Raw genomic sequence first — 21,874 nt, 5'->3', positions numbered from 1 at the left:
ACCCACAAAAGACTTCAGGAGCGCACGTGCCCCAGCCGATCGGCGTAGGCGATGTGGTCAGTGGCCGCTATCGCGTCACTCATCATGTGGTGACCTCCGCGGATCAGGACATTGTCTTCCAAGCCGTGGATGAGGTCCTGGGCCGGGAGGTCTCAGTTCTGCTGGCCTCTGCGGCCAATGCCAAACAGGTGGCCACCTCGGCCAAGGAACTGGCCACCGGTGAACGCAGCTCTGAAGTGGATGTTCTGGATCTGGGTCTGGCGGAGAACCGCACCTATCTGATCTCCACACTGGTAGACCCCAATCAGCTGCTGGATCTGGTGGTTCCGGATTCCGCTCCCTATGTGGAGCCCTATTACACCGATTCCCTGGGTTCTGAGCTCTTCGGTGCTCCCCGGGAAATGGAACCGCAGACCTACGACGACGACGCCGAGTACTACGCCAGGATCCACGCCGATCGGGGCCGGCGCCCGGCCTTCCTCGATAAGGTCACCCCGGCGCATCGGAAGCCGGCAGAGACTGGTCCGCGACGGGTCAAAGCGGCTACCCGCGCTGAACTGCAGTCCGAGTTGGAGTCCGCCGGGGATGCACATGGGATCAGCATTTCCCAGGAGATCGCCAAAGTGGGCATCTCCCTGCGCAGCGACCTCGATGAGGTCCCGGCGAATCCGGAGGCGGATGCTGAGGGCGAGAGCATTGAGGCCACCGCTGCACCGGGTGAGGTCCGCGCGGCGGCCCCCAGCCCCGAGGATGAGCCGGCCCCGGCGGAGCCGTCGGGAGGTGTACTGCAGGAGGTAGATCCCGCGCAGGTGAACCCTGCCGCTGATGATCCCGAAGAGATCACCGCCGCGGCTGCTGCAGCTGATTACCAGGATGCCTCCGGCCCCCATGTGGAACATGCCCCCTCTTCGGCGATCTCGACCCTGGCCCCTGCCCCTGCTGTCGAAGCACCGACTAATCCTGCCGGCCCGGCCCCGGAGACGATCATTGCTGAGGGTGAAGAAGTCATCGACAACCCTCCCGAGGTTCCCGATGAGTCCTATGACCGCCGGGAGATCCCCGATCCAAGCCTTCTGGCACCGGTGGCTGAGCAGCAGGGCGATCAGCCGGCCCAGGTGATGGACCCCCATGGTGGTTCAGCCACCGGCCAGGGACCTTCCAGTTTCACGGGGCTGATCAATACGGTTCCCTCCCGGGAACCGGCAGTATTCCCCTCCGCCCAGGGCGGGGAGCAGCCCAATCAGGCCCGTCCTGCCTCAGTACCCACAGAGAGTAAGGTCAATCCCCGGCTGTGGCTGGCTGCGACCGTGCTCTCGGTCTTGGTGATCATCGCCGCGGTGATCGTCTTTCTGACCCTGTCCAACTAGGCCTCCACTCTGGCCTGGGCTGATGCCGTTCAGGAATACCGGATACAGTTGGACTGTTCGGCACTATCGACGGTAAATCGACCAATCCAAGGAAGTTCTCGTGACTGAACAAGCAACTGTTGACCAGGTCCACGATGTGGTGATTATCGGCTCCGGTCCTGCCGGGTACACCGCCGCGGTATACACAGCCCGGGCGAATCTCAATCCCATTGTGTTGGCCGGTTCGGTCACTGCTGGTGGTGAGCTGATGAACACCACCGATGTGGAGAACTTCCCCGGCTTCCAGGACGGTATTCAGGGTCCTGAGCTGATGATGAATATGGAGGCCCAGGCTCGTCGCTTCGGTGCTGACATCCGCCATGAGGACGCTACCGAGCTCAAGCTCGATCAGCGCGTCAAGGAGATCAGCCTGGGCTCCGGAGGCGTTCTGCACGCCCGCTCGGTCATCCTTGCCACAGGCTCGGCCTACCGGGAGCTGGGTGTCCCCGGTGAGAAGCAGCTCTCCGGTCATGGGGTGAGCTGGTGCGCCACCTGCGATGGCTTCTTCTTCCGTGAGCAGGCCATCGCTGTGGTCGGCGGTGGCGACTCCGCAATGGAGGAGGCATTGTTCCTGACCAAGTTCGCGTCCAAGGTCTATGTGATCCACCGCCGTGAGGAGCTGCGGGCATCGCAGATCATGGCTGACCGCGCCAAGGCCAACGAGAAGATTGAGTTCATCTGGAACTCCGAGGTCACCGAAGTCCGCGGTGAGGGCAAAGTTTCCCAGCTGGCCCTTCGCAACACTGTCGACGGTTCGGAGTCCACACTGGACGTGACAGGTCTCTTTGTGGCTATTGGTCATGACCCACGAGTTGATCTCTTCAAGGATCAGCTGACCCTGACCGATGAGGGCACTGTGGAGGTTCAGGGCCGGACCTCCAAGACCTCCCTTCCCGGTGTCTTTGCTGCCGGAGATGTGCTTGATCCGCACTACCGGCAGGCCATCACCGCCGCTGGCTCCGGCTGTGTGGCAGCCCTTGATGTTGAGGCCTACCTCGCTGAAGCCTCTGAAACTGACGCCGCTGAGACTCAGCAGGCAGAAACAATCCCTGCGTAAGAAGGAGACATCCAATGTCTGAACTGAAAGCTGTAACTGACTCCAGCTTCGAGGATGATGTCCTCAAGGCTGAGAAGCCCGTTCTGGTCGATTTCTGGGCCGAGTGGTGCGGTCCCTGCCGCGCCCTGGGTCCGGAGCTGGAGAAGCTGGCTGCCGAGCATGAGCAGATCGAAGTGGTCAAGCTAAATGTTGATGAGAACCCGGCTACTGCCGCAAAGTACGGAATCACTTCCATCCCCGCTGTCTTCGGTTTCAAGGGCGGCGAGCATGTGAAGTCCAGCATCGGCGCCAAGCCCAAGCCAGCACTGGAAGAGGAGTTCGCAGACCTCCTCGGCTGATACCTCCAGTCTTTTCATATGAAAAGCCCCTGGGATATTCCTCGCTGAACTTCCCAGGGGCTTTTCTCTGTCTTCGGGACCCGAAGGATCCCCGTACTTTTTATGACTGAATATGCAGGCCCATCTCCTGGAGGATCCGCTCGAGGTCTTCCACTGAGGCGAAGTCAATGGCGATACGGCCCTTCTTCGCCCCCATGCTGATCTTCACCTGGGTATCCAACCGATCGATGAGGGCTTCGGCGTACTCCTCCAGCTCCTGGACCTGGGTACTGGCGGGAAGGCGATTCGTTCCACGTGAAACGGATTCTTTCTGGCCGCCCTTCTTGATGATGGAGGCCTCCTCCTCCGCGCTGCGCACCGACAGCCCTTCGGCCACGATGCGCTGGGCGAGCTCCTCCATCTGCTCCTCGGTCTCCAAGGCCAGAAGGGCCCGTGCGTGACCGGAGGAGAGGACACCCGCCGCGACACGACGTTGGGCCGCAGCCGGCAGTCGCATCAGTCGCAGGGTGTTGGATATCTGTGGGCGGGAACGACCGATCCGCTTGGACAGCTCTTCCTGGCTGATCGAGAAGTCATCCAGCAGCTGCTGATAAGCGGCAGCCTCCTCGAGGGGATTCAACTCCGATCGGTGGATGTTCTCTAGGAGGGCATCGCGAAGCAGATCCTCATCAGCAGTATTGCGAACTACCGCAGGAATGGTTTCTCGGCTGGCTGCCTGCGAGGCTCGCCAACGCCGTTCACCCATAATGAGTTCGTAATGGCCCTCCTCCACGGGACGCACCACAATCGGCTGAAGGACGCCGATTTCCCGAACTGAGTGAACAAGCTCAGCCATATCTTCTTCGTCGAAGACTTCTCGCGGCTGGCGAGGGTTGGGGCGAATACTGCCTACCGGCAGGGAGCGGAACTCAGCGCCCTCCACTTGCGGTGTTTCACGCGAAACGGATCGTTGTCCCAGTACGTCGGGCATCTCCGCGCGCTTATTGCCGTTTGTTCTGCGAGGTGCGGTACGGGCGCGTGCTGTGGTCGCCTTGCTCTGCGTCCCCGTTTCACGTGAAACGCGCTGGGTTTCTAGGTGAGACTTCGCGGAGAAGAACACATCAATGGGCCGATCACCCTGAATTCGTTCCGTTTCATGTGAAACATCGATGGGTTCGGGATCGATCTCCGGTTCTACAGGAGGCACGGCATGAGCAGTTGCGCCAGATGGAGCTGGGTTCTCAGTGTCACTGTTGATCAGGGCGCCCAATCCACGGCCTAGGCCCCGGCGTTTTCGCTCCGCCACATTTCCTCCAAGATCGCGTGATGAATGGTCACTCAATTGTACGGCGGCTAGCTGTGTAACTCACCGTTTCACGTGAAACGTCACTTGAGGGTTTCTTCTGGTTCTTGTCGCAATCTCAAAGCATCCCGCCAAAGGGACGTCGTATAGCAGTCCGCGGAAGATGTTCAGGCGATACGGCAAACTATGAGCCTTTTGCTCCTAACCGCGAAAGGCTACCTGTTCGGGCATAACCCAGGGAGCCTTCCCGGCAACCACGCCACATGGCCCCGGCCTGAGGTTTTCGCCAGGCAGCTCGACCGTTTCACGTGAAACGCCACTTGATGATTTGAACTCCTGGAGCACAAGCAGGGAACACTCAATCTTCTCACCACCGACTCATAGGCCCGCAGGGGAGACTGTGAGGCCACGCCATACTGACCTGTTCCCCCACCACTTTCCCGAGACACCACCACAAGATCCAAACTCGACGGATGTACGTCAGACCAGGAAACCCAGAACTGTCCCCTCCCGTTCCGCAGGGCAAAGTGATCTGTCGTTTCACGTGGAACGGCAAGATCAATCCTCACCTGGGCTTGGCCTCTCGATGCACGGTGCCCAATATGGGACGGCATAACCCCACGGACTACATCAGCCCGGCAAGCGCACCCACTTCTGGCCCGACCTATATCCAAACGACTCATTAGACCGGCATCAAGTGTCGTACTCCCAACAATGAGCAAAGTCCAAAGATGGCTCAAGTGATCTGAATGGGTCTCCCAGTTCCCCATGACAACCGACTGAATAAGGTCCAGTCGTCGCGTGGTACCGGAGACGTTGTTTCACGTGAAACGCTCCCTGGGGTGGCTATCAAGTAGTCATCGGGGGCACCCACATCTCCTGCGCCTCTCCCACGATAGATATAGCGCGCCGTCGCACCAGTCATCTCGCCGCACTTGCTCCGATCTGCGGCCAAGCGGTGTTGCAAGATTTCACGTGAAACTACCGACTCAGTGAATACAGAAAGGGGTCCTCATCCCGGGGAGCTCTGCACTATGTAGCCTATGCGCAACGAGCAGCGCCTTCCCCTCGACCACCGACCTTTCCCAGATACGTACAGCCACTACCGACCTATACCCGGTTTGGCATGGTTTCACGTGAAACATCTTCCTTTTCATTGACATGCAGTATCCAGGGGTGGCCACCCAGCAGCGTCTCGCCCGGAAGAACTTCCAAACCCCAACACGTCGATAAAAAAGCGGGCCCCGTTTCATGAAACGGGGCCCGCCATAAAGAGCTAGTTGATTCAGCTGCCGCGTTGAACGATCTCGGCAGCGGCCTCCAGATAAGCAAGCGCTCCAGTCGAGGCGCGGTCATAAGAGATGACCGACTGCTGATAGCTCGGAGCTTCAGCAATACGAACGCTGCGGGGAATCTTGGAATCCAGGACTTCGTTCGGGAAGTGCTCCTTGACCTCATCCACTACCTGCGCGGCGAGGTTCGTCCGGGCGTCATACATGGTCAGCAGAATCGTGGAGACTTCTAGCACTGGATTGAGATGCTTCTGGATCATGTTGATATTGCTCAGAAGCTGGGAGAGTCCCTCTAGTGCGTAGTACTCACACTGAATCGGGATCAGCACTTCCTTGGCGGCAACGAAGGCGTTGACCGTCAGCAAGCCCAGCGATGGCGGGCAGTCGATGAAGACGTAGTCCAACCGCTCCAGACCCTGCTCTTCCCGGTACCGCACGTACTCGTCCAATGCACGCTGCAAGCGCTGCTCCCGAGCCACCAAGGAGACCAACTCAATCTCAGCGCCGGCAAGGTGAATCGTCGCCGGAACCACAGAGAGTCGTTCAATATCAGGACAGTCGGCTACGACCTCAGCCATCGTGAGGTCGTCGATGAGCACATCGTAGATGGAGTCCGTATCAGCCGAATGGGGAACACCCAGTCCCGTGGAGGCATTGCCCTGGGGATCGATGTCGATCACCAGCACATTGAACCCGTGGTCTGCCAGGGCGGCAGCGAGGTTCACAGTGGAGGTCGTCTTGCCGACTCCACCCTTCTGGTTGGACACGGTGAAGACACGTGTCTGCGAGGGTCGCTCCAAGGAAAGTTCAGAGAGCTTCTTGCGGCGAGCCTGCTCGTCCTTCAGCTGTGCAGCCAATGGGGAGTCCGAAAGCGCTTCACTCATAGGACCAGACTAACCCCGGCGCCGGAGACGCACGATAGTCGTCGGTTCCTCCAACAGCTCCTCACCCAGAAGCTGGATCTTCGGTGCCTGCAGCTTTGCACGTTTGATCTGCTTGGCTGCGGCCTCAATCTCCTCAGCAGCACTGCGTCCCTTGAAGAACATCAGCTCCCCATCCTCGTCCATAAGTGGAGTTGTCAGGGGTATCAGTTTCTTCAGAGATGACACGGCACGGGCTGTGACAACATCGGCCATAACCTCGTCCTGGACGTCTTCGGCGCGGGCACGGATTACCTGGACGTTCTCCAGGCCGAGATCCCTGACCACCTCAGCCAGCCAGTCCACGCGCCGCTCCATAGGCTCAATGAGTGTGAAGTCGACGTCGGGCCGTGCCAGAGCGAGAGCGATACCGGGCAGACCCGCGCCAGAGCCGACATCAGCCACCGATCCCTCAGCCGGCAGCTCAGGACCCAGGACTGCACAGTTGAGCACATGACGTCCCCACATCCGGGGCACTTCCCGTGGACCGAGGAGGCCATGGGTGATTCCTGTGGTGCACAGGTGTTCAACGTAGCGCTGAGCCAATGGCAGCTGCTCACCGAAGAGTGTAGTCGCTGCCTTAGTCTCTGCCTCGGTCGGGAGGGGAACGTCCTGTTCTTCCATCGGTTGTCCTGCCGTTACTCCGCGGAGATGACGACGTGGCGGCGTTTGCCCTCGCCCTCGGATTCGGAGACGAGCTCAGCCTCTGCCACGATGTCGTGGACGATCTTGCGCTCAAAGGCACTCATGGGATCAAGATGCACCGCTTCACCCGAGCTCTTGACCTTCTCCACAGCATCCTCGGCGAGCTTCTTGAGTTCTTCATTGCGGGCTGCACGGTGACCGTTGATATCCAACACCAGACGGGTCCGGCTGCCGGTGGAGGTGAGTACCGCCAGGCGGGTCAGTTCCTGCAGGGCATCGAGGACTTCGCCATTGCGACCCACGAGGTCCTGGAGGTCCTGGGCGTCTTCCTCTGCGTCGATGGAGATGAAGGTGCGCTCCCCGCGGATCTCGATCTCGAGGTCGCCATCGAGGTCCACAATATCGAGGAGCTCTTCGAGGTAGTCGGCAGCGACATCGCCTTCATCCGGGCCGGAATCGTCCTGTACGGCATCTTCTTCCGGTGCGGTAGTGGTCTCTTCAGTCATCGCTGTCCCTTTTTCTTCTTCTTTTTCTTCTTCTTAGGCTGCGCGGTGTGGCCCTTATGCTTGCCGCTGGGCTTGGCAGCCTCTTCGCGAGCCTTGCGGGCTTCCTCGCCCACCGGGGGCAGACCCTTCATCTCGCGGCGGATGTTCAGTTCCTTCTCGGCCAGGGAGCCGGGGGTGGGGTTATTGCGGATAACCCACCACTGCTGACCCATAGTCCAGAGGTTGGTGGCAACCCAGTAGATGAGAACACCCACCGGGAAGTAGACACCACCGAAGACGAACACCAGAGGCAGCACGTAGAGCATGAGCTTCTGGGTCTGGGCGAACTGTCCCTTCAGGGCCGCCTCGGACATGTTCTTGCTCATCAGCTGCTTCTGAGTGAAGAACTGAGTGCTGACCATAGTGACGATCATGACCGTGGTCAGGGCGATGGTGTTCCAACCGATGGGGTCGGCGTTCATCGATCCCAGGAAGGTCCCGTCCATTCCGACGCCGAAGATGGAGGAGGCGTCGAAGCTGGTGACCTCATCGGCACTGAGCGCGAAGTAACCCTCTTCGTGGTACTCCGGCTGCCGCATGCGGTTCAGCATCCAGAACAGGGACAGGAAGATTGGCATCTGCGCCAGAATGGGCAGACAGGTCATGAACGGGTTGACCCCGTGCTTCTTGAACAGGGCCTGCTGTTCAGCTACCTGGGCTTGGCGGGAGGCCGGGTCCTTCTTGCCTTTGTACTTCGCCTGCAGCTTCTGCATCTCCGGCTGCATGATCTGCATACCGCGCTGAGATTTGATCTGCTTGACGAACAGCGGAATCAGGATCACACGGATCACCAGCACGAGCAGGACGATGGAGATCGTCCAGTTCCAACCGGATCCCTCGGGCATGCCAAGGAGCGTGAGCAGGCTGTGCCACATGCTCAGGATGAAGGACACGGCCCAGCTGAAGGGCCACATAATCGCGTCTAGGAAAGCCATTACTCTCTCAAGTAGAAGGGCGAGAAAATCAACCTTCAGGGTACCTGGTCAGTCTGGGTCACGCGGAATCGAGGGGTGATTCAGCACTACAATCTTGGGCACTTTACCGCGCGGCCAGACTCTCCGGCCAGGTGGAACGTGATCGATGCCCCCGCCTGACCAGGGATTGCATCGTAGGATCCGCCAGGCGGTCAGCGGTGCACCCTTCATCAGTCCGTGGACGGTCACCGCCTCTAACCCATAGGCCGAACAGCTCGGATAGAAGCTACACACATCCCCGTAGAGCGGGGATAGCAGTTTCCGCCAGGCCTTGATGAACAGCACAAGAAGGATCGACGGCGCCTCTCGCAACGCTCCCCAATGACCGCGTCGGATCTCTTCCGCGGTGACCGCTTCGGCTGCAGGTTGTGGTTGCTGGGTTTCGTCGTCGGGCGTTTCTGCAGGTGTGGAAGGGTCGGCGTCGAAATCCTCAGTGTAGAAATCCCGATGACGGACCCATTCGGTCTCATGGTTGGGGTTCGCCGCGGGGTGGGTCACTGTTGGGCCTTTCGCAGGGCCCGGCGCAGACCGGAGGCCATATCTGCCCTCAACTGTTCATATTCTGCTTCCGCACTGGCCGGAAGGGCGCGGACGACCACATCCATCCCACTGCCCTGGGGCAGTTCACCGACAGTTTCGGCGATGAGGTCGGCGGCGAGGTGGCGGAGTCTGCGGGCTACCCGGTGCCGGATCACAGCGTTTCCCACAGCCTTGGAGACGACGAAGCCACAGCGCCAGGCCCCAGGGTCTTCGGATTGCCTCAGCTGAATGACGACCACCTGGGTGCGGCTGCCAGCCCGGGCACCCTGGCGCATCACGGTGGTGAAGTCCTGTGATCGGGTTAGGCGATGGGGTTTGGGCAGCATGATCAGAAGTGTCCCAGAAACAGAAAGAGCCCGCCGCCGGCATGGCCGGGACGGGCTGGATCTGCCGCTATATCAGGCGGAAAGCTTCTTGCGCCCACTGCTGCGGCGGGCGGAGATGATCGAGCGTCCCGCGCGGGTGCGCATCCGGGACCGGAAACCGTGCTTACGGCTGCGACGGCGGTTGCTCGGCTGGAAAGTCCGCTTGCTCACTGTGTACTCCCAAAGTAATGGTGATTGAAGTCAGTAACTGCAAAACAATAGTCCCTATATCATGAATAGGTCAAATTCTGGACAGTTATCCACAAGCGTGCCGCGATCTACACACCTGTGGAATACTGGTCGGCGTGTCAGCCGAAGCCAATACCTCAGTCTCTGCCCAGTGGCAGCAGGTCCTCACCGAGCTGCGCGAAAACCACGGAATCACGGGCCTCAAGCTGGCTGATGTAGCCCGGGCGGTCCCCCAATCCGATCAGCTGATCGGCGACACGCTGCTGCTTGCCGTCCCCCATGAGCGGGTTCGCCAGCTTCTGCATTCCACATTGCAGGCTGAACTCTCTGAGGCCCTGCGCACAGTCTTCGGCAAGGACATCCTCTGTGCCTATGTGATCGACCCCGAGCTGGCCAAGGCGCAGAAGGATAAGGATGAGGCTCCGGCACCTTCGCCAGCGCCGACACCGCCTTCGATGAATCCTGCCCCGACTCCTCCACAGGGGACTGCAGCCAGTGCTGAGACTCCGCTGCCACCGCGGAACCCTTCTCCGATGGGCTCGCCGATCTCCCCGGCACCGGCTGAGGCAGCCTTGCCCACTGACACCGCCAGCTTTGAGACCTCTCGACTGAATCCGCGCTATACCTTTGACACCTTCGTCATCGGTTCCTCCAACCGCTTCGCCCATGCAGCCGCCAATGCTGTGGCCGAGGCACCGGCGAAGGCCTATAACCCCCTGTTCATCTATGGGGACTCCGGTCTGGGCAAGACCCACCTCCTACACGCCATCGGTCATTACGCCCAGCGGCTCTACTCCGGTATCCGGGTGCGCTATGTGAACTCTGAGGAGTTCACCAATGACTTCATCAACTCCATCCGCGACGACGAGGGCACCAGTTTCAAGTCCCTATACCGCAATGTGGATGTGCTGCTGTTGGATGACATCCAGTTCCTGGCCGATAAGGAACGGACAGTCGAGGAGTTCTTCCACACCTTCAACTCCCTCTACAACAACAATAAGCAGGTGGTCATCACCTCCGATGAGCCGCCTAAGCAGCTCTCCGGTTTCGAAGAGCGGATGCGTTCGCGCTTCGAATGGGGTCTGATCACCGATATCCAACCCCCGGATCTGGAGACCCGGATTGCGATTCTGCGCAAGAAGGCAATCGCGGAGAACTTCTCCTGCCCCGATGACGTGCTTGAGTACATCGGTTCCAAGATCTCCACCAATATCCGTGAGCTCGAGGGGGCGCTGATCCGAGTGACCGCCTATGCGGCACTGAATAAGGAGGCGGTGGACCTCCCCTTGGCCGAGCAGGTGATGCGAGATCTCATCTCAGATGACCACGCCAAGGAGATCACAGCGGATCAGATCATCAATGCCACTGCCGATTACTACGACTTCACCGTGGATGACCTCATGTCGAAGTCACGCAGCCGGAATCTGGTCACGGCCAGGCAGATCGCCATGTATCTGCTGCGGGAGCTGACCGAGATGTCGCTGCCGAAGATTGGTCAGACCCTGGGCGGCCGTGACCACACCACCGTGATCTATGCCGAACGGAAGATTCGGGAACTGATGGCTGAGCGTCGGGCGGTGTTCAACCAGGTCACGGAGCTGACGAACAAGATCAAACAGAGTCGCTGACAGGTGTGGAGTTCTCCCCTCTACACAACTTTCACCGATGTAGTTCCGCAGAATCAGCGCCCTAGCTCCGAGTTGACATCCACATACTCCACAATTTTTCCCACATATCCACAGGGTGGGGTGAAGTTTGGGAGTCAGACTTCTCACACCTGTGGATAAACCGGTGGAAAATGTGGGAACTAATCCCCATATTGCTGTGGAGAACTTCGGAAGCTGTGGGGAGAGCCGCAAAATGGCGGGCAAAATCCTCCCCGTGTAATTTACAGAGCCAGCGTGAACGGTCCACCTCCAAGTGCACAGGGAAAACCCGCTGATCAGCGCCAAGGGGGCAGTTATCCACAGAATCCACACCAGTTACTCCCACTTCTGCCCCTCACATAAAAATTTGTCATCAACAAGCAACATCTCGGCGCCCGTACGCAAGATGTTGTGCTTCAACCAACGACTTTCGGCATATCTAGGGTTCGCGGTAAGCTCGTTCGACGGACACAGCCGTAAATGTGCTTGACATCAACTAGCAAGGAGATCCACCGTGCAGTTCACCGTTGACCGTGACGTTTTGTCCGAGGCGGTCTCCTGGGCTGCGCGCTCACTGTCTCCTCGGCCCCCGGCCCCCGTTCTCTCCGGACTGTTGATCTCTGCCGAGGGTGCTCAGGTCACAATCTCCAGCTTCGACTATGAAGTCTCTGCTCAGCTGAGCATTGAGGCTGATATCGCTGATGAGGGCACAGTCCTGGTCTCCGGTCGACTGCTCAACGACATTGTGAAGTCTCTGCCGGCAGCACAGGTGACCCTCTCCCTGGAGGAGACCAAAGTTGTGGTCACCTGTAAGTCCTCGACTTTCACGCTGACCACCATGCCGGTGGATGAGTACCCAGATCTGCCCAGCCAGCCCAGCCCCGCCGGTTCTGTGGACGGCACCGACTTCGCCCATGCAGTCGGTCAGGTCATCACCGCTGCATCGAAGGATGACACTCTCCCCATCCTGACCACCGTGAAGATGGAGATCGAAGGTGAGACCATCACCTTCTTCGCTACCGACCGATACCGGCTGGCGATGCGTGAGATCACCTGGCGCCCGGCAGATCCCAATATCTCGACCTCCCTGCTGATCAAGGCCAAGACGCTCAACGATGTGGCGAAGTCCCTGGCCGCCAGCGGAGATCTGACCATCTCTGTCTCGGAGGATGATGACCTCGTCGGCTTCTCCTCCGGCGGCCGTCGCAGCACCAGCGTGCTGGTCGACGGCGACTACCCCAAGATCCGGCAGCTCTTCCCCGAAGAGACACCGATCAACGCCGTGGTGAACACCGCAGAGCTCATCGAAGCCGCCCGCCGTGCCTCCCTGGTGGCAGAACGCAATGGTGCGGTACGTCTGCAGTTCACTGACGACAACCAGGTCACTCTGGATGCCGGTGTGGATGACAACGCCTCCGCCTCTGAAGTCATCAACGCCCAGCTCAACGGCGAGGCCATCACTGTCGGGTTCAACCCCGCCTACCTCAACGAAGGTCTCAACGTGATCGACACTGAGTACCTGCGGTTCTCCTTCGTCTCCGCCCCGAAACCGGCCATGATCACCGGCCAGGAGACCCCCGACGGCGAGAACACCACGGACTTCCGGTACCTCCTGATGCCAGTCCGCATGATGGACCAGTAATCCACAAACCCCAGGTCCACCGCCTATGCGGCTTTCCCATCTGAGGCTCCAGAACTTTCGCAGCTATGACGATGCCGAGCTGATCTTCCAGCCCGGCCCCAATGTTCTGCTGGGCTACAACGGCGTTGGCAAGACCAATATCGCCGAAGCTGTCGGCTACCTCTCAAGTCTCTCCTCACATAGGGTCACCCAGGATGGACCCCTGGTCCGCCACGGCACCCAGCAGGCCTTCATCCGCGCAGAGGCTCACCGCGGTAACCAGTCCGCATTCCTGGAAGTCGAGATCAACCCCGGCAAGGCCAACCGGGCACGGATCAACCGTGGCTCAGCTGTCCGTGCCACCGAAATCTTAGGGACCCTGCGAACTGTCCTCTTCGCGCCTGAGGACCTGGAGCTGATCAAGGGCTCCCCCTCGGTCCGTCGTCGTCTCTTGGACACTCTCGCGGTGCAGCTGCGTCCGACCCTGGGCCGGCTGCGTCAGGACTATGAGAAGGTTCTGCGCCAACGCAATGCCCTGCTGAAATCCATCCGCTATGAGGGATTCACTCCCACCCATGAATCAACACTGGCGGTCTGGGATCAGCAGCTGGCAGAAACCGGCGCCCGCCTGCTGAAGGCGCGGCTGGAGATGCTGCGGAATCTGCGTCCCCATACCGCCCAGGCGTATCAGGATCTCTCGGATTCTGTCCGCACAGCCCGGCTGCGCTACCTCTGCTCGCTGACCGGGCACGATGAGGACGACGACGCCGGGGACACCGGTGCCGAGACCGATGATCAGCTGGAGAACGCAAGTGCCGAAGAGCTAGCCGAGTTGATGCTCACCGCCTTGCAGGAGGGACGGAAGAAGGAACACGAACGCGGACTGACCCTGGTCGGACCGCATCGCGACGATATCGCCTTTACCCTGGACACCACCCCGGTGAAGGGATACGCCTCCCATGGTGAAACTTGGTCCTTCGCCCTGGCCCTGCGCCTGGCCACCTATCGAGTGATGCTCGATGACGACCCTTCAGAGGGTTCCCAGCCGATCCTGATTCTCGACGATGTCTTCGCCGAGCTGGATGCACGTCGTCGTCGTCGACTCGCCGATCTCGCCACCGGCGCCGAACAGTTGATCGTCACTGCCGCAGTGGATGATGATGTCCCTGAGAAGCTGCTGGCCAATGCTTACCGTGTGGAATCCACAGACCAGATCAGTACAGCCGCTCCCATCCAGGGAGGTGAAGATGAGTCATGAGTGATAACCACACAGAGGGACCAACCCCCGGTGTGAATTCTAATGGCACAGCTGCACCGGAGGAGCATGCACCACCTCAGGATGCTGCCTCAGAGCTGTTCAACCGGTTTCGGAAAGCCGCTGAGGAGCGCGGCGAGACCCGACTGCGCAAACCTCCGAAGAACACCTCATTGCAGGGAAATCCACGCCAGACTGCTGCCCCACGCTCGCGATCCAAGGCCCAAACCGGTGATCTGCGGGACCCCAAACCCATCGGAGAGTCCCTGAAAACCCTGGTGCGCACCCGAGGGTGGAGCGCTCCAGTAGCTGTCGGCTCGGTGATCAGCCGGTGGGAGCAGCTGGTCGGGGAGGCCATTGCTGAGCACTGCAAACCCGAGAAGTTTGAGGACGGCGTCGTCGTCGTGATCTGTGATTCCACCGCCTGGGCCACGAACCTCAAACTCATGAAGTCCAAACTGATGAATGTGCTCGAAGGTGAGCTCGGCAAGGGGATCGTCACCGATATCGACATCCGTGGACCCCAGGTGCCCAACTGGAAACGCGGCCGCTACTCCGTCCGCGGCGGCCGCGGCCCCCGCGATACTTACGGCTAGGCCATGAGGACTGTGGGTGCCCCTCCGCCCTGGCATAACAACGTAAGGCGGTGGGTCGGAGGTGCGAACCCGGAGGATCTCTTGTGAGGAGCCGACTCCGCCGAAGGCGGATCGGCGAGTGAAGGAGGAGGGTTCGCACCGGAGGGGAACCCACCGTCTTTACAAGAACTAGCTGTCTTGCGATTTGCCGCACTGAGAGCCCGATACCCGATCACAGCCCCATTAAGCGGTGTGCGGATCGGTCCCAGAGGCCTTCTGGAGTCTCCTAGAGCTATGTAAGGGCCGCGAAACCGGCTCAGAAATGCAGGAATCGGGGCTTCAGCCGGTAGAATGGCAGAGTGAGCGAACAGGACATAGCAGACGGTAACTACGGCGCATCCGATATCACCGTCCTCGAGGGGCTCGAGGCGGTCCGGAAACGTCCGGGTATGTACATCGGTTCCACCGGCGAACGGGGCCTGCACCACCTGGTCTACGAGGTGGTCGACAACTCGGTGGATGAGGCCCTGGCCGGGTACTGCTCACACATCCAGGTCACCTTGCAGGCCGACGGCGGCGTCCGGGTTGAGGACGACGGGCGCGGCATCCCGGTGGATATGCACCCCACCGAAGGCATGCCCACTGTCGAGGTCGTGATGACAGTGCTGCACGCCGGCGGTAAGTTCGGCGGCGGCGGCTACGCAGTCTCCGGCGGTCTCCACGGTGTGGGCATCTCCGTGGTCAACGCGCTCTCCCGCAAGGTCGAGACCACCGTCCACCGGCAGGGCCACGAATGGAACATCGCCTTCGCCGAGGGCGGTAAGACCGTCCAGCAGCTGACCCAGGGCAAAGAGGTCAGCACCACCGGCACCACCCAGGTCTTCTACCCAGACCCCGAGATCTTCGACACCGTCGAGTTCAGCTTCGAAACTCTGCGCGCCCGGTTCCAGCAGATGGCCTTCCTCAATAAGGGTCTGCGAATCACCCTGCGGGATGAGCGGCAGATCGAAGAGAACGTCGTCGTCGCCGATGAGATCGTCGAAAAGCACGATGACGAAGCCGAGGTGGACTCTGCAGAACAGGCAGAGCCGGCAGAACCCGGTGAGGGCACAGACGCCATCGCCGAGGAGAAGGGCGCCGGCCGGGTGGTGGTCTACCAGTACGACGACGGCCTGCTCGACTACGTCAAGCACCTGAACTCCACCAAAAAGGCCGAGAACGTCCACGATGACGTCATCGCCTTCGAGGCAGAGGACGAAGAGCGCGGCATCGCCGCGGAGGTCGCCATGCAGTGGACCCTGACCTACTCGGAGTCGGTCCACACCTACGCCAACACCATCAACACCCACGAGGGCGGCACCCACGAGGAAGGCTTCCGCTCCGCGCTGACCGCACTGGTCAACCGCTACGGCCGGGATAAGGCCTATATCAAGGAGAAGGAAGAGAACCTCACCGGTGAGGACATCCGTGAGGGTCTCACCGCGGTGATTTCCGTGAAACTCTCCGAACCACAGTTCGAGGGTCAGACCAAGACCAAACTCGGCAACTCCGAGGCCCGCGGCTTCGTCCAGGGTGTTGTCCACGAATACCTCGGCGACTGGCTGGAACGGAACCCCTCCACCGCCAAAGACATCATCCGCAAGGCCCAGTCGGCCGCCCAGGCCCGGCTTGCCGCACGCAAGGCCCGTGAGCAGGCCCGTCGGAAGTCCCCGCTGGAGACCTTCGGTATGCCCGGCAAACTCGCCGACTGCTCCTCCAAGGACCCCAGCGAATCCGAGATCTACCTCGTAGAGGGTGACTCCGCAGGCGGTTCGGCCAAACGAGGCCGCAACCCCCGCACCCAGGCGATCCTCCCGCTGCGCGGCAAGATCCTCAACGTGGAACGGGCACGGCTGGATAAGGCCCTGGGCAACCAGGAAGTCCAGTCCATGATCACCGCCTTCGGCACCGGTATCGGCGAGGAGTTCGACATCGCCAAACTCCGGTACCACAAGATCGTGCTGATGGCCGATGCCGATGTGGACGGCCAGCACATCACCACCCTGATGCTCACCCTGCTGTTCCGCTATATGCGGCCGCTGATCGAGCACGGCTACGTTTACCTCGCCCAGCCGCCGCTGTACAAGATCAAGTGGACCGGCGGCGACCCCGACTACGTCTTCACCGACGCCGAACGGGACGAGGCTCTGACCAAGGGACGGGCCGCCGGGCGGAAACTTCCCAAGGAACTGGGCATCCAGCGGTACAAGGGTCTCGGTGAGATGGACTACTCCGAACTGTGGGAGACCACAATGGACCCCGATAACCGGACTCTGCTGCAGGTATCCATGGAGGATGCCGCCGCCGCTGATGAGATCTTCTCCATCCTCATGGGTGAAGACGTCGAATCCCGCCGTGGCTTCATCCAGCAGAACGCCAAGGACGTCCGTTTCCTCGACATCTGAGAAAGAGCTCTTAATTCGTGACTGAGAATACTGAGAACTCCGGAACCCCGGACGCTCCCGCTGATATCCCCACCGCACTGGCCGCCGGCGACCGGATCCGCCAGGTCGACCTCCAGACCGAGATGAAGCGGTCCTACCTGGACTACGCCATGGCCGTGATCGTCGGCCGTGCCCTGCCGGATGTGCGCGACGGCCTCAAGCCCGTGCACCGCCGCGTGCTCTACGCGATGTACGACGGCGGCTACCGCCCGGACCGCAGCTTCAACAAATGCGCCCGCGTCGTCGGCGATGTCATGGGTTCGTACCACCCCCACGGCGACTCCGCGATCTACGATGCCCTGGTCCGCCTTATCCAGGACTGGGTGATGCGCTACCCCCTGGCTGCCGGTCAGGGTAACTTCGGCAACCCCGGCGACGACGGCGCAGCTGCCCCCCGTTACACCGAGACCAAGATGGCCCCGCTGGCCATGGAGATGGTCCGGGATATCAACGAGGACACCGTCGACTATCAGGACAACTACGACGGCAAGCAGCAGGAACCCGTCGTTCTGCCCTCCCGGTTCCCGAACCTGCTGGTCAACGGCTCCTCCGGTATCGCAGTGGGTATGGCCACCAACATCCCGCCGCATAACCTGCGCGAGGTCGCCTCCGGTGTCCAGTGGTACCTGGAGAACCCCCAGGCCACCCGTGAGGAACTGCTCGAGGCCCTGCTGGAACGCGTCAAAGGACCTGACTTCCCCACCGGCGCCCAGATCCTGGGCACCCGCGGGATTGAGGATGCCTACCGCACCGGCCGCGGCTCCATCACCATGCGCGCAGTGGTCAACGTCGAGGAGATCGCTGGCCGCACCTGTCTGGTGGTCACCGAGCTGCCCTACCACGCCAACCCCGATGCTCTGGCCCGGAAGATCGCCGCCCTGGTCAAGGACGGCAAGATCGGCGGCATCGCCGAGATCCGTGATGAGTCCTCCGGCCGTACCGGTCAGCGCCTGGTGATCGTGCTCAAGCGCGACGCTGTGGCCAAGGTGGTCCTGAACAACCTCTATAAGCACACCTCCCTGCAGGAGAACTTTTCCGCCAATATGCTCGCCCTGGTCGACGGGGTGCCGCGAACCCTCTCCCTGGACGCCTTCGTCCACCACTGGGTGATGCACCAGATCGATGTCATTGTCCGGCGCACCCGGTTCCGGCTGGCCAAGGCCGAGGCCGAGGCGCATATCAAAGTCGGTCTGCTCAAGGCCCTCGACGATATCGACCGGGTCATCGAGACCATCCGCGGCTCAGCCAGCGTGGATGAGGCCCGCGAAGGCCTGAAGAAACTGCTGGACATCGACGACGAACAGGCCACCGCCATCGTCGATATGCAGCTGCGCCGCCTGGTCGGCCTGGAGCGGAAGCGCCTCCAGGACGAATACGACGAGCTGATGCGCATGATCGCCGACTTCAAGGAGATCCTGGCCAGCGAGGACCGCCAGCGCCAGATCATCGGCGAGGAGCTCGGCGCCATCGTCGAGAAGTTCGGCGATGACCGCCGCACCCACATCGTCCGTGGTTACGACGGCGATATGTCCATGGAAGACCTCATCCCCGAAGAGGATGTGGTCGTCTCCATCACCCGCGACGGCTACGTCAAGCGCACCAAGATCGACAACTACCGGGCCCAGCACCGTGGCGGTAAGGGTGTCCGTGGCGCCCAGCTGCGAGCCGACGACGTCGTCGAGCATTTCTTCGTCACCACCACCCACCACTGGATCCTGTTCTTCACCAACCTCGGCCGGGTCTACCGCACTAAGTGCTACGACCTCATGGAGGCCGGACGTGACTCCAAGGGACAGCATGTGGCCAACCTCGTGGCCTTCCAGCCCGATGAACACATCGCCGGGGTGCTGACCCTGAAGAACTACGACGACGCCGACTACCTCGTGCTGGCTACCAAATCCGGTCTGGTGAAAAAGACCAAGCTCACCGACTACGACTCTCCCCGCCAGGCCGGTGTGATCGCCATCAACCTACGCGAAGAGGACGAACTGGTCTCGGCGAAACTGATCTCCGCCGAGGACGACCTCATGCTGGTCTCCCGGCGCGGTCAGTCCCTGCGCTTCACTGCAACCGATGAGGCCCTGCGCCCCATGGGCCGGGCCACCTCCGGTGTGACCGGTATGAAGTTCCGTGAGGACGATGAGCTGCTGACCGCTGATGTGGTCAGTGCTGACTCCTATGTCTTCATCGTCACCGAGGGCGGTTATGCCAAACGCACCCATGTGGATGACTACCGGGTCCAGGGCCGTGGCGGCCTGGGCATCAAGGTCGGCAAATTCGTCGAGGACCGCGGTGACCTCGTTGGCGCGATGGTCGTCGAAGAGGATGACGAAGTCCTGGTTGTGATGAACTCCGGCAACGTTGTCCGCTCCCCCGTATCCGGTGTTCCGCCCCGCGGACGTGACACTATGGGTGTGATTTTCGCCAAACCGCGAAAGAATGACCGTATTCTCAAGGTCGCCAAAGCATCTGGTGAAACCCTTGAAGCCGCCGAAGGTGAAGAAGAAGACGGTAACGATGCGGCAACACCTGAAGCTGGGGTTCAGAATTCTGGAAGCTCAGACTAGCCAGATGCAGTACCGTTATCTCTCGATGTACACGACGTATCCCGCCCATGGAGGTCTGCAGTGAGCGAAAGCAACGGCGAGACGGGAAGCCAGCAGGGCTCTTCCGACGCCAAGAGCCGCTTCCCCGCCCCGAGGCCCCGTGGTGCGACGCTGACGAATATTCCTGCCATCAAGCCTGAGCAGGACCCCAACGCTACCCAGGCTGTAGGCGCTCCCGCCCAGGGCGCGCCACGTCCGCGCCCACAGGCACCGCGGCCTAAGCCCACCACCGGGAAACAGCAGACCCGGCCGCAGGGACGTCCGCGTCCGGCTGGTCCCCGCCCCAATGGTGGACGCCCCCAGCAGCCGCTGGTTCGGCCCACTCCGAAGGCGAAGGTCCGTAAGGCTCGTCTGCTTGTCTCCAAGGTGGACCCCTGGTCAGTGCTGAAGATGAGCTTCCTGCTCTCAGTGGCACTGGGCATCATGCTGGTTGTCGCAGCGGTGACCCTGTGGTCGATGATGGAGCTGACCGGCATCTTCGACCGGGTCAACGATCTCGGTGCACAGCTGCTGGGCCCTGAAGGCGGTGGAACTACCTTCGCTGTCGAAGAGATGGTGACGGTGGGTCAGATTGCCTCCTTTGCGACGATCATTGCGGTGGTCAATGTCGTGCTGCTGACAGTGATCTCGATGCTGGGGGCAGTGCTGTACAACCTTTCGGCCTCGCTGGTCGGCGGTATTGGCGTAACCCTTACCGACGACTGAGCTTGTCCCGATTTGTTGCTCGGCGGGAAGCTGGTGTAACGTAGAGTGGTCGCTCTCCGGGGCGGCCCCTTGAAGAGGTTTAGGGCGTATAGCTCAGGCGGTTAGAGCGCATCGCTGATAACGATGAGGTCCGAGGTTCAAGTCCTCGTACGCCCACGATGAAACGTCTACTTGTAGTAGCAGCCGGTGTGACCGGATACTTGGTCTACCGCGAGTGGCGGAAGTCGGAAGAAACCCGACAGGTCTGGGATCAGGCCACCGATCGGGTCGATAAATAAATACCCTTCACGGGGGCTTAGCTCAGTTGGTAGAGCGCCAGCTTTGCAAGCTGGATGTCAGGGGTTCGAGTCCCCTAGCCTCCACCCAATGTTCGTTACGGGAACAGGCGACATCAGCGGATGTGGCTTGTTCCCGTTTCGGTTTCCTGCCTTCGTTGGTGATGGTGGCGAAGGGCTCAGCAAGCTGGGGCCGGAGTTCTTCGTCCTCGGTGATTTCTAGGCGCGTGTAGAAGGCCTGGTTCGCCAGTCTGCGGTTGCCGTCATCTGAACTGGCATACATTCGTTGGGCGTCTGTGAGCAGTTGCAGAGAGTTGTGGAGGAAGGCCCGGGCGCTGCTGCTGTGCTTATCGTGTCCAGCCCGGATGCGGTCTTGGTGGCGCTTCAAGGTGGCTAGGTCGATGGCGTCAGCGAAGTGCGCGGCCAGCAGCTTGTCGGACTCTGCTTCCAGGCGTGCACGGTTAGCTTGCAGGTCCGCGATTTCCTGGTCTCGGTCGGCGGTGCGCTTGTCGAAGGCCGCACTAATCTTCGCCGCGACGCTCTGATAGGTCTCCTCGCTGATGGTGATCGAGGCGTAGGCGTCCTCCACCAGCCGTTCTGCCAGATGAACGGGTACGGCTCTCCGGGTGCAGGGGGTGCGTTTGGTTGCGCGTCCTGAGCAGACGAAGTAGGCATAGGTGGCACCTCGGGGGTTCAGTACCGCCTTCCTCGAAGGCCAATACGCACTCCGAACAGCCACAGGTGACGACGATGAAACCCAGTCCGACCCTGCCAGAGTGGTCACCTCCGCCTTGGAGCGGCTCTTCACGAGGGCCGAAGGTCAAGCACTGATCCGACTGCTGGCTGACCCCGCGGTCGCTGTGCTACCCAGTCTTAGCGCAGCAACCCGCCAATGGTGTGAGCAACTCCAGGCAACCATCATCATTTGGCTCCGTGCCGATGCCCCGGATGAGGACCCTGAGGTAGCAGAAGCCGCAGCACGCATCCTCGCCCCCGAGTTCAACACCCACGCTCAGGAGGGGTTCGCCTCGGCGTTGGGCAAAGGGCTGCAGGGTCTACTGAGGGTGTCGCGAGAGCGGTAGGTTTCGTTTCAGCGCGGGTTGCAGTAATCGGGCCATTCGCGGTTGAGCGTGGAGGTGTGTCGAGTCAAGGGGC

General features: G+C 60.8%; 20 protein-coding genes and 2 tRNA genes. 14 read left to right on the top strand and 8 right to left on the bottom strand.

Features of this window, described 5'->3' with window-relative positions:
- Positions 1-26: 26 nt before the first annotated feature.
- The 3 genes from HGQ17_RS10670 to trxA all read left to right on the top strand — a co-directional run bounded on the left by HGQ17_RS10670 (position 27) and on the right by trxA (position 2,801).
- The gene (locus HGQ17_RS10670; protein ID WP_168887928.1) at positions 27-1,367 is read left to right on the top strand and encodes a hypothetical protein; all 1,341 of its coding nucleotides are present in this window, start codon (positions 27-29) and stop codon (positions 1,365-1,367) included.
- A gap of 100 nt (positions 1,368-1,467) precedes the next feature.
- A complete protein-coding gene (gene trxB, locus HGQ17_RS10665) occupies positions 1,468-2,463 on the top strand; it encodes a thioredoxin-disulfide reductase (RefSeq protein ID WP_168887927.1) in 996 nt (331 codons plus the stop codon).
- Positions 2,464-2,477: 14 nt separating this feature from the next.
- Positions 2,478-2,801 carry a thioredoxin gene (gene trxA, locus HGQ17_RS10660; RefSeq protein WP_168887926.1) on the top strand — a complete coding sequence of 108 codons (324 nt, stop codon included), beginning with the start codon at positions 2,478-2,480 and terminating at the stop codon, positions 2,799-2,801.
- Between the two features lie 100 nt (positions 2,802-2,901).
- Here trxA and HGQ17_RS10655 read toward each other — a convergent pair whose 3' ends face one another.
- The 8 genes from HGQ17_RS10655 to rpmH all read right to left on the bottom strand — a co-directional run bounded on the left by HGQ17_RS10655 (position 2,902) and on the right by rpmH (position 9,535).
- A complete protein-coding gene (locus HGQ17_RS10655) occupies positions 2,902-4,086 on the bottom strand; it encodes a ParB/RepB/Spo0J family partition protein (RefSeq protein ID WP_168887925.1) in 1,185 nt (394 codons plus the stop codon).
- A gap of 1,282 nt (positions 4,087-5,368) precedes the next feature.
- Positions 5,369-6,259, bottom strand: a complete 891-nt coding sequence (locus HGQ17_RS10650) for a ParA family protein (protein ID WP_168887924.1) — start codon at positions 6,257-6,259, stop codon at positions 5,369-5,371.
- Positions 6,260-6,268: 9 nt separating this feature from the next.
- Complete coding sequence (gene rsmG, locus HGQ17_RS10645) at positions 6,269-6,919, bottom strand: 16S rRNA (guanine(527)-N(7))-methyltransferase RsmG (protein WP_168887923.1); 651 nt, start codon at positions 6,917-6,919, stop codon at positions 6,269-6,271.
- Positions 6,920-6,933: 14 nt separating this feature from the next.
- Positions 6,934-7,446, bottom strand: coding sequence for a Jag family protein (locus HGQ17_RS10640; RefSeq protein ID WP_168887922.1), 513 nt, complete (start codon positions 7,444-7,446; stop codon positions 6,934-6,936).
- Positions 7,443-8,420 carry a membrane protein insertase YidC gene (gene yidC / locus HGQ17_RS10635; RefSeq protein ID WP_168887921.1) on the bottom strand — a complete coding sequence of 326 codons (978 nt, stop codon included), beginning with the start codon at positions 8,418-8,420 and terminating at the stop codon, positions 7,443-7,445. The genes HGQ17_RS10640 and yidC overlap by 4 nt, the downstream gene beginning before the upstream one ends.
- Positions 8,421-8,468: 48 nt before the next feature.
- Positions 8,469-8,957 (bottom strand): membrane protein insertion efficiency factor YidD, encoded by a 489-nt coding sequence (gene yidD / locus HGQ17_RS10630; protein WP_407670784.1) that lies wholly within the window; start codon positions 8,955-8,957, stop codon positions 8,469-8,471.
- Positions 8,954-9,325, bottom strand: coding sequence for a ribonuclease P protein component (gene rnpA, locus HGQ17_RS10625; RefSeq protein ID WP_168887920.1), 372 nt, complete (start codon positions 9,323-9,325; stop codon positions 8,954-8,956). The genes yidD and rnpA overlap by 4 nt, the downstream gene beginning before the upstream one ends.
- 72 nt (positions 9,326-9,397) lie before the next feature.
- Positions 9,398-9,535, bottom strand: a complete 138-nt coding sequence (rpmH, locus tag HGQ17_RS10620) for a 50S ribosomal protein L34 (RefSeq protein WP_084709957.1) — start codon at positions 9,533-9,535, stop codon at positions 9,398-9,400.
- 134 nt (positions 9,536-9,669) lie between these two features.
- Here rpmH and dnaA point away from each other — a divergent pair, with 134 nt between their 5' ends.
- The 11 genes from dnaA (at position 9,670) to HGQ17_RS10570 (ending at position 21,801) form a co-directional block, all read left to right on the top strand.
- The gene (gene dnaA / locus HGQ17_RS10615; protein WP_324615257.1) at positions 9,670-11,181 is read left to right on the top strand and encodes a chromosomal replication initiator protein DnaA; all 1,512 of its coding nucleotides are present in this window, start codon (positions 9,670-9,672) and stop codon (positions 11,179-11,181) included.
- A 532-nt stretch (positions 11,182-11,713) separates the two neighbouring features.
- Positions 11,714-12,841, top strand: coding sequence for a DNA polymerase III subunit beta (dnaN, locus tag HGQ17_RS10610; RefSeq protein WP_168887919.1), 1,128 nt, complete (start codon positions 11,714-11,716; stop codon positions 12,839-12,841).
- Between the two features lie 25 nt (positions 12,842-12,866).
- Positions 12,867-14,078: a DNA replication/repair protein RecF gene (recF, locus tag HGQ17_RS10605; RefSeq protein WP_168887918.1), complete on the top strand. Its 1,212-nt coding sequence runs from the start codon at positions 12,867-12,869 to the stop codon at positions 14,076-14,078.
- Positions 14,075-14,671, top strand: a complete 597-nt coding sequence (locus tag HGQ17_RS10600; RefSeq protein ID WP_168887917.1) for a DUF721 domain-containing protein — start codon at positions 14,075-14,077, stop codon at positions 14,669-14,671. Before recF ends, HGQ17_RS10600 begins: the two co-directional genes overlap by 4 nt.
- A gap of 338 nt (positions 14,672-15,009) precedes the next feature.
- Entirely contained in the window at positions 15,010-17,094 is a 2,085-nt protein-coding gene (gene gyrB / locus HGQ17_RS10595) for a DNA topoisomerase (ATP-hydrolyzing) subunit B (protein ID WP_168887916.1), read from the top strand.
- A gap of 17 nt (positions 17,095-17,111) precedes the next feature.
- Entirely contained in the window at positions 17,112-19,700 is a 2,589-nt protein-coding gene (gene gyrA / locus HGQ17_RS10590; protein ID WP_407670783.1) for a DNA gyrase subunit A, read from the top strand.
- A gap of 60 nt (positions 19,701-19,760) precedes the next feature.
- Positions 19,761-20,444: a DUF3566 domain-containing protein gene (locus tag HGQ17_RS10585; protein WP_168887915.1), complete on the top strand. Its 684-nt coding sequence runs from the start codon at positions 19,761-19,763 to the stop codon at positions 20,442-20,444.
- Positions 20,445-20,526: 82 nt separating this feature from the next.
- Positions 20,527-20,600 (top strand) — tRNA-Ile (locus HGQ17_RS10580).
- A gap of 2 nt (positions 20,601-20,602) precedes the next feature.
- Positions 20,603-20,722: a DLW-39 family protein gene (locus tag HGQ17_RS15085; protein WP_211090601.1), complete on the top strand. Its 120-nt coding sequence runs from the start codon at positions 20,603-20,605 to the stop codon at positions 20,720-20,722.
- A gap of 11 nt (positions 20,723-20,733) precedes the next feature.
- Positions 20,734-20,806: transfer RNA gene (locus HGQ17_RS10575), tRNA-Ala, on the top strand.
- A gap of 590 nt (positions 20,807-21,396) precedes the next feature.
- Complete coding sequence (locus tag HGQ17_RS10570) at positions 21,397-21,801, top strand: hypothetical protein (RefSeq protein ID WP_168887914.1); 405 nt, start codon at positions 21,397-21,399, stop codon at positions 21,799-21,801.
- Positions 21,802-21,874: the final 73 nt, after the last annotated feature.

The sequence above is a fragment of the Nesterenkonia sedimenti genome, from assembly GCF_012641515.1.
Classification (GTDB): Bacteria; Actinomycetota; Actinomycetes; order Actinomycetales; family Micrococcaceae; genus Nesterenkonia; species Nesterenkonia sedimenti.
This window is presented reverse-complemented; position numbering and strand designations above follow the sequence as displayed.

Bases quoted from the DNA above. Each gene is read 5' to 3' on its own strand.
- trxA (WP_168887926.1), top strand. From the start codon at position 2,478: ATGTCTGAACTGAAAGCTGTAACTGACTCCAGCTTCGAGGATGATGTC.
- HGQ17_RS10650 (WP_168887924.1), bottom strand. From the start codon at position 6,259: ATGAGTGAAGCGCTTTCGGACTCCCCATTGGCTGCACAGCTGAAGGAC.
- rsmG (WP_168887923.1), bottom strand. From the start codon at position 6,919: ATGGAAGAACAGGACGTTCCCCTCCCGACCGAGGCAGAGACTAAGGCA.
- HGQ17_RS10640 (WP_168887922.1), bottom strand. From the start codon at position 7,446: ATGACTGAAGAGACCACTACCGCACCGGAAGAAGATGCCGTACAGGAC.
- yidC (WP_168887921.1), bottom strand. From the start codon at position 8,420: ATGGCTTTCCTAGACGCGATTATGTGGCCCTTCAGCTGGGCCGTGTCC.
- rnpA (WP_168887920.1), bottom strand. From the start codon at position 9,325: ATGCTGCCCAAACCCCATCGCCTAACCCGATCACAGGACTTCACCACC.
- recF (WP_168887918.1), top strand. From the start codon at position 12,867: ATGCGGCTTTCCCATCTGAGGCTCCAGAACTTTCGCAGCTATGACGAT.
- HGQ17_RS10600 (WP_168887917.1), top strand. From the start codon at position 14,075: ATGAGTGATAACCACACAGAGGGACCAACCCCCGGTGTGAATTCTAAT.
- HGQ17_RS15085 (WP_211090601.1), top strand. From the start codon at position 20,603: ATGAAACGTCTACTTGTAGTAGCAGCCGGTGTGACCGGATACTTGGTC.